1 protein-coding gene is annotated in these 254 nt (G+C 50.4%); it reads right to left on the reverse strand.

Annotated features, from left to right (window positions below; genetic code table 11):
- Nucleotides 1-254, reverse strand: a 254-nt coding sequence (locus tag SB775_RS31655; RefSeq protein WP_486360732.1) for an AAA-type ATPase lid domain-containing protein, incomplete at both ends; no start/stop codon positions are given.

Here is a 254-nt window from a genome sequence, read left to right on the forward strand (position 1 = left end):
TAGTGCCTCCGTAATCGCCATGCGCTCCATTTCCTTTAGCGACAGCAGATCGTTCTGTTGCTCCTCGCTTCCCACCGTCCATGACGATCGTAACGAATCGCTATTGTTTTTCACCAACGCGCCAGGCAAACTCGCTGGCTGAATCGAGGTACAGACCTCCATGTTGACGGCATACTCCACGACGTTGGCTAATTCCCTGACATTACCAGGCCAATCATGATGAAACAAGATCGCCTGTGTTTCTTGTGAAAATC

Source organism: Peribacillus sp. SIMBA_075, assembly GCF_046534585.1.